7 protein-coding genes are annotated in these 6,000 nt (G+C 50.3%); 1 reads left to right on the top strand and 6 read right to left on the bottom strand.

The window, feature by feature from the left end:
• Positions 1–303: 303 nt before the first annotated feature.
• Entirely contained in the window at positions 304–741 is a 438-nt protein-coding gene (locus H6F86_RS23105; RefSeq protein ID WP_190451658.1) for a DUF4168 domain-containing protein, read from the bottom strand.
• Between the two features lie 333 nt (positions 742–1,074).
• On the opposite strand from H6F86_RS23105, the gene H6F86_RS23100 reads away from it, so the two are divergent.
• Entirely contained in the window at positions 1,075–1,677 is a 603-nt protein-coding gene (locus tag H6F86_RS23100) for a pentapeptide repeat-containing protein (RefSeq protein ID WP_190451657.1), read from the top strand.
• 51 nt (positions 1,678–1,728) lie between these two features.
• Here the strand turns inward: H6F86_RS23100 and H6F86_RS23095 are convergent, their stop codons facing one another.
• From H6F86_RS23095 to H6F86_RS23075, 5 genes are all read right to left on the bottom strand, one after another.
• On the bottom strand, positions 1,729–2,397 hold the full coding sequence (locus tag H6F86_RS23095; RefSeq protein ID WP_190451654.1) for an HAS-barrel domain-containing protein: 669 nt from the start codon (positions 2,395–2,397) through the stop codon (positions 1,729–1,731).
• A 77-nt stretch (positions 2,398–2,474) separates the two neighbouring features.
• On the bottom strand, positions 2,475–2,672 hold the full coding sequence (locus tag H6F86_RS23090) for an NAD(P)H dehydrogenase subunit NdhS (RefSeq protein ID WP_190451652.1): 198 nt from the start codon (positions 2,670–2,672) through the stop codon (positions 2,475–2,477).
• 120 nt (positions 2,673–2,792) lie between these two features.
• Positions 2,793–4,070 (bottom strand): rod shape-determining protein RodA, encoded by a 1,278-nt coding sequence (rodA, locus tag H6F86_RS23085; RefSeq protein WP_190451647.1) that lies wholly within the window; start codon positions 4,068–4,070, stop codon positions 2,793–2,795.
• 63 nt (positions 4,071–4,133) lie between these two features.
• Entirely contained in the window at positions 4,134–5,204 is a 1,071-nt protein-coding gene (locus tag H6F86_RS23080) for an Mrp/NBP35 family ATP-binding protein (RefSeq protein WP_190451645.1), read from the bottom strand.
• Positions 5,205–5,312: 108 nt separating this feature from the next.
• Complete coding sequence (locus H6F86_RS23075) at positions 5,313–5,837, bottom strand: SRPBCC family protein (protein ID WP_190451643.1); 525 nt, start codon at positions 5,835–5,837, stop codon at positions 5,313–5,315.
• Positions 5,838–6,000: the final 163 nt, after the last annotated feature.

Here is a 6,000-nt window from a genome sequence, read left to right as displayed (position 1 = left end):
CTCATCGGTCAGGTCACTGTCGTAGTAAGGCTGACTCATATCCTCAAGCCATGTAGATGTCACTCTTCTGGTATCGCGCCTTTGTGACCGTAGTTGTCTTCTACTTCACATACGTTTACAAACAGTTTCTAAGAGCAATTAAGCAACCTTTAAGCCATTCGCTATGCTTTTTCTTATTGAAGCACTCAACATTCTTCCGGCAAGCCTGTCCCTAAGATTTACTCTTAGAGGATGCGGAGTAAAACGAGCTGTTACCTACCATCGGCAAGACAGAGCCACTGGTTAGCCCTCACTCCTCATTCCCTAACTTGTCGCTTCCTGAAGCTGCACCGCAATGCGTTCGCCAAATTCGGGATCGGTGTTCGCCAAGCCCAACAGTTGCAAGTATTCCTGACGTGTCAACCCCCCTTTCTCGATGATGGCTAAAGCTTCAGCTTCGATTTCTTGCTCTACACGCAGCGACTCTGTTTCAGTTTCGGCTCCTTGTAACTCTCCCTCACGACGTTCGATCAGAGCAACAACCTGTAGACATGCATGGACAAACTCGCTGACCTTCTCCGACGGAATGCTGCTGGGATCAGCAACAGAACGGCTTGGTAGCGCTGGTGCCGCTGTTGCAGAATCTAGCGGGATTGGTGCGTCTGCTGCTAAGACAGCGGATGGGTAGGCGACAAAACAGACAATAAGAATGGTCAACGAACACAGTAAGAGGTGTCGGGCACAACGGAGCAGTAAGAGCATGGCACAGTACGTAAAGGCAGACACAAGCAGACGATCGCTGGCTTTAACCTAGCGCGTTTAGGACGCTTGATCCATCCTGTTGGCATAATTTCTCTCTGGGTGCGATCGCCTGCAATTTCATATGACATTGGCGGCTTAGACTGTAATCACCCTGGGTACCAAGACAGAGGATGCCAGTGTGAAGTAACGCAATATGAGACTTTTAATACCTGTACAGATTGCCACTCTATTGGAAGCAAGTCATACCCTGGCTCTCTTCCAATAGGAGCAGGAGCGAATCGGAAAGGTCTAAACACCCTTCCTCCGCAAGGAGAAGAGTAAGGATAAGCGTAAATGAGTTTACATTGCGTAAATTATGAAGGCAGTAAGCGGTTCAGTGTGATGAAGTCAAAGTGCTTAGTACTAGTGTTTGTCCTAAGCGTCTGTGGCTTACTGCTACTGTATCGGCGAGAAATTCTGGTGGGCTGGCTGCTAGTAACAAAGCATTGCCCAAGTTGTGACCTCCGAGGGGCACGTCTGATTGGGGCAGATTTGCAGGAAGCGAACCTACAAGCGGCGAACCTGAGCGCGGCAAATTTGAGTGAGGCAAACCTTCAGGGGAGCAATCTGACAGCAGCAACGCTGGAGCAGACAGATTTGAGTTTGAGCAACTTGACCCATGCCAACTTGGTTAGTGCCAATTTAAACAGGGCAAATCTAAGTGGCGGGAGCCTCATCAAGACTGACTTACAGAATGCAACGCTGAAGCAGTCAAATCTCTTGTTCGCCGACCTTGAAGGAGCAAACCTGAGCGATGTCGATTTAAGGCAAGTGGAACTTTATGGAGCCAACCTTCTGAACACTACGCTGACTGGCACACTGCTGCCAGAACGACTGTTGCAAGAGGGGCGACAACCCAAAAAGAAGGAACCGATTCTAGACTTCAACACCCAGTAGTACTAAGGCAGTAAAAGGTCACGTTTCAATATGTGGCTTTAAACGTGTGGTTCAAATGTGAATTTGACTCAGGATAATCCGCAGTCGATCGTAGTCATCTTTCAACAGCAAACTGAGCGATCGCCCCGCTTGCACCAGCCAGGCGCGGTCTGCCTGCCGCAGTTGGTAGATTTCGCGGATTGTTGCAGCCGCCAACGCATCCACAGGTGCACTGGGCATTTGCAAGAGCGTACGCAAAAAATCTAACGTTTCGCTAAAGTGCAAAATCTCGGCTACTTCGCAAACGTGAACCGCTTGATGAATTTGGGGTGGGCGCGGCGGCAAGTGCTGATACACGCGGGCAGTCTCAGCAGCACCGCCATTTCTAGCTGCGACAGGTGCCTGAAACCCAACGATCGCTGCCCGGAACTCTGTCTTCAGCATAGCGAAGATTTGAGGCTGCTGTTCGCGCAGATCTTGGAGCGATAGCCCTAAGGCTCGCGCCCGATGAACGGAATCGATTGGGCTGGTAGTGGCGTGATAAACCACGGCATAGATCTGGTTACCCGATTCTTCGTCGATCGATTTCACCCAACTGCCAAAGGGTGGCATCACCGGAAAACTCAAGTTCTCTGGCTCCAAACATTGCGCCAGAAACTCGGTCGTCGCCGTTTCAATGACTTCCGCAATATGACTCGACGGACGATTCTGAGCAGCAAATTGAGGCAGGGGAAGACGCATAGCAGAGTTATGAGTTTTAAGTGCTAAGTTTTGAGTTGTCTTTAATTCATAACTCAAAACTCAAAACTTTTATTCCCTCACTTTCCTTTTTTCTTGCCAGCGGTAACATCCACTTCTTCCAACTCTTTAAGGCGAAAAGTGACCAGCTTATCCCAGTTGCCGCCCTCAAACAGTACGGCTGCTTTACCGTCGCTAACACGCTGAACCAAGCCTTGAAAGGCATAGTAAGTGTCTTCGGGATTGATGACCTTAACGGCTGAACCGGGCAAAATCATAGCTTCTGGTGTTGTAGTGGGGTGACAGATGAAAGTATAGGGGCGGAAAGCTAAAGGCTAAAATCCTTTACTTATCCTTCATACTTTAGCCTTTATACTTTCCACTTTATTCGTTTTAGCTCAATCTCTAAAGTTAAGACGTTGACGGAAGTTTGCAACGGACTGCACTAGCCCGATCGCGATGAAGTTTGTCAGTAAAGCAGACCGCCCATAGCTAAGCCACGGTAGGGGAATGCCTGTAACAGGCGCCAGCCCAATCGTCATGCTTACGTTGACAACGACTTGAAAGACCAGCATTGACAAAACGCCGATCGCCAGCAGAGAGCCAAAGTCATCGCGCGCATTTTGGGCAATGATGATAATTCTCAGGCAGATAACCCAGAATGCCAGCAAGACCAGGAAACAGCCAACAAAGCCCAGTTCCTCGCCGATCGCCGAAAAGATAAAATCTGTATGCTGCTCTGGGATGAAGTTCAGTTGCGTTTGCGTTCCTTTTGTCAGCCCTCGTCCCCATAGTTCGCCAGCACCGATCGCAATGCGCGACTGGATCAAGTGATAGCCGCCACCCAAAGGATCTTTATCAGGATCGAGAAACAGTATAATCCGGTCTTTCTGATAATCCTTCAGAATGCCCCAGGCAATATGACCCAGTTCACCAGCAACCAGGTTTACGACCAGCGCCCCAGCCGCCCCAAACCGATGCCACGGTAACGTGTACCATGCAACGACAGCCATTAACACAACCCAGATTGCCACTAACCCAACAAACCAGGGCGAAAGCGAGATCAGGTTAAATAAGATAGCGGAAACAAGCGGCGATATCAACAACAGCAACCAACCTGGATTTGCATTGCCCCAGTAAAGTACGCCTAACGTGATGGCACCGAAGACCAGCGAAGTACCTAAATCGGGCTGGACAAACACTAGTGCCCACGGTACGGCAGTAATGGCTAATGTCCGCACTAGCACAGGCAGCGTCGAGGCAGCCCGATCGCTCAAAATAGCTGCCAGCGTTACAATAATCCCTAGTTTAGCGAATTCTGACGGCTGAACATTAAAGCCCCCGATCGTGATCCAGCGTTGCGCCCCCAACGCAGACGTACCGAGAAAAATAACGATCAGCAGAGAAAGATTGGTCACCCCATAAATAATCCAGCGGGATGCCATCAAGGTGTCGTAGCGTACTCGCGCAATCACCAGCGCGATCACAAAGCCGATCGCGCCAATAATCCAATGCTGATACCAATCCGTCCAGCCCTGGTTTAACTCGGTGCTGCGAATCATCACACCCCCAAATGCTGTCAAGCCCCCAGGCAGCGCGAAAAGCAGCCAATCAGTATGCTGCCAGGGCTGCACCAGAGACTTCCAACGAATGCGACTGAAGGACTTTTGCAACATAGTTGAGGGAGTGTGACGAGTAAGGAGTCCTTGAGTTAATTCTGACTCCTGGTTTTTGCTTTTCTACGCTAACGCTGCTACCGAAACTCTCCCGGCAAGTCGCTGTGCGATCGCCGTTAGAGCCTTTGCCGAAGCCGACTCGGGTGCTGCCAGAACAATTGGGATACCGCGATCGCCCCCTTCTCGGAGCGAAATTTCTAGCGGGATGCAGCCAAGTAGCGGCACCTGTAGCTCAGCTGCTGTTTTTTCGCCGCCAGCCGAGCCAAAAATGTCGTACTGTTTCTCTGGCATATCAGGCGGAATGAAGTAGCTCATATTTTCGACAATACCCAGCACTGGAACACCAAGCTGCTGAAACATCTTCAAGCCACGACGGGAGTCTAACAACGCAACGCTTTGAGGCGTTGTGACAATAACTACTCCTGCCATCGGTACTGCCTGCGCTAGTGTCAACTGGGCATCGCCTGTACCCGGTGGCATATCCACAATCAGATAATCCAGATCGCCCCACTGCACTTGGTAAAGAAACTGACGAATCACTCCATTTAGCATGGGTCCACGCCAGATCACAGGCTGATCTTTGTCAATCAAAAAGCCCATCGACACCAGTTTAACGCCGTGGTTAAAAGCAGGCTCTAGCACCTCTTGCGCCCCTGACTGTCGCACCGTGATTTTGGCACCTTCCAAACCCAGCATCATCGGTGCATTCGGACCGTAGATGTCTGCATCGATCAAACCGACCTTAGCGCCAGTTTGCGCCAGCGCTACCGCAACGTTAACAGCAACGGTGCTTTTGCCCACGCCACCTTTGCCGCTTGAAATCGCCAAGATGTTCTTGACACCATCAATGCCAGCACGATCGGGCAATGCTTTTTGCGAGGGGGTTTCAGCCGTCACGTCTACGCTGACAGTTTTGACTTCTGGCAGTGTTTTGACTGCACGTTCGCATTCATCGACAATAAATTGGCGTAGTGGGCAGGCAGGTGTGGTGAGTACCAGCGTAAAACGTACGTTACCATCAGCGATCGCCACGTTGCGGATCATATTTAAGTCCACCAAACTCTTGTTGAGTTCAGGGTCTTGCACCGGTTTGAGTACTTCTAAAACAGAACTAGTATCGAGGCGATTGGGCATGGTTGACCCTGGCTCCAGTGCGAAAAAGCGGGCGGCTGTCTGTCATAAGTTTACCGTTAAGCGATCGCACACTGGCTGAAGTACGATAGATGACCTAGAAATGAAGACCTAGAAATCGAGACAACTTTGATTCGATCGTTTCAGCTTTCCAGACACCGCTTGCAATGCTTTTTGTTCCGCCGCTTGTACCAAGTCAGACGCAACCCGCGCGGCATAAGGGCGCATGAGTGACCAGAGCAACGGTGATAGCCAACCTCGAAGCGTGACCGAATAAGAGACACGAGTGCCGCAAACAGTAGACTTGACCTGATAGGTAACCTGTTCTTCCAACCCTGGCATCACAAGAATACGCACGCTGAACAGTTCTCCCGGTCGTACGCGCTCCACAAAGATTTGGATGGGGATCGGACTCAACCGTGTCACTGCCTGGTAGATCAAGCCTGGTTTTGCTACTAGCCCATTGGGAACGTTCGTGCTGGCGATAATAGGATGCCAGGACACATCAGTCAGATCAACAATTTTCTGCCACAGATCATCAACCGATGCTGAACTCAAAGCTTGATAGGTTCTTGCTAAAGAACACTGAAAGCGGCGTTTCTTATAACGAATAAACTTAGGCGCAAAGCCAAACATGGCGCGATCGCTCCTACCGCAAGGCTGACACAAACTACCGATACACCACTTGTTAAGCCGCTCACATCCGTCTACGGATTATCTCAAGTCTACTGCCCTAAGGCAAACTCAGATATCCCCATGCTAGAACAGCAACTTACCCGATGCCAAAGTACCTGAACAG

The organism is Phormidium sp. FACHB-592, from assembly GCF_014695795.1.
Lineage (GTDB): Bacteria > Cyanobacteriota > Cyanobacteriia > Leptolyngbyales > Leptolyngbyaceae > Stenomitos.
The sequence above is the reverse complement of the archived record's forward strand: the minus strand, read 5'-3'. Positions and strand labels throughout refer to the sequence as shown.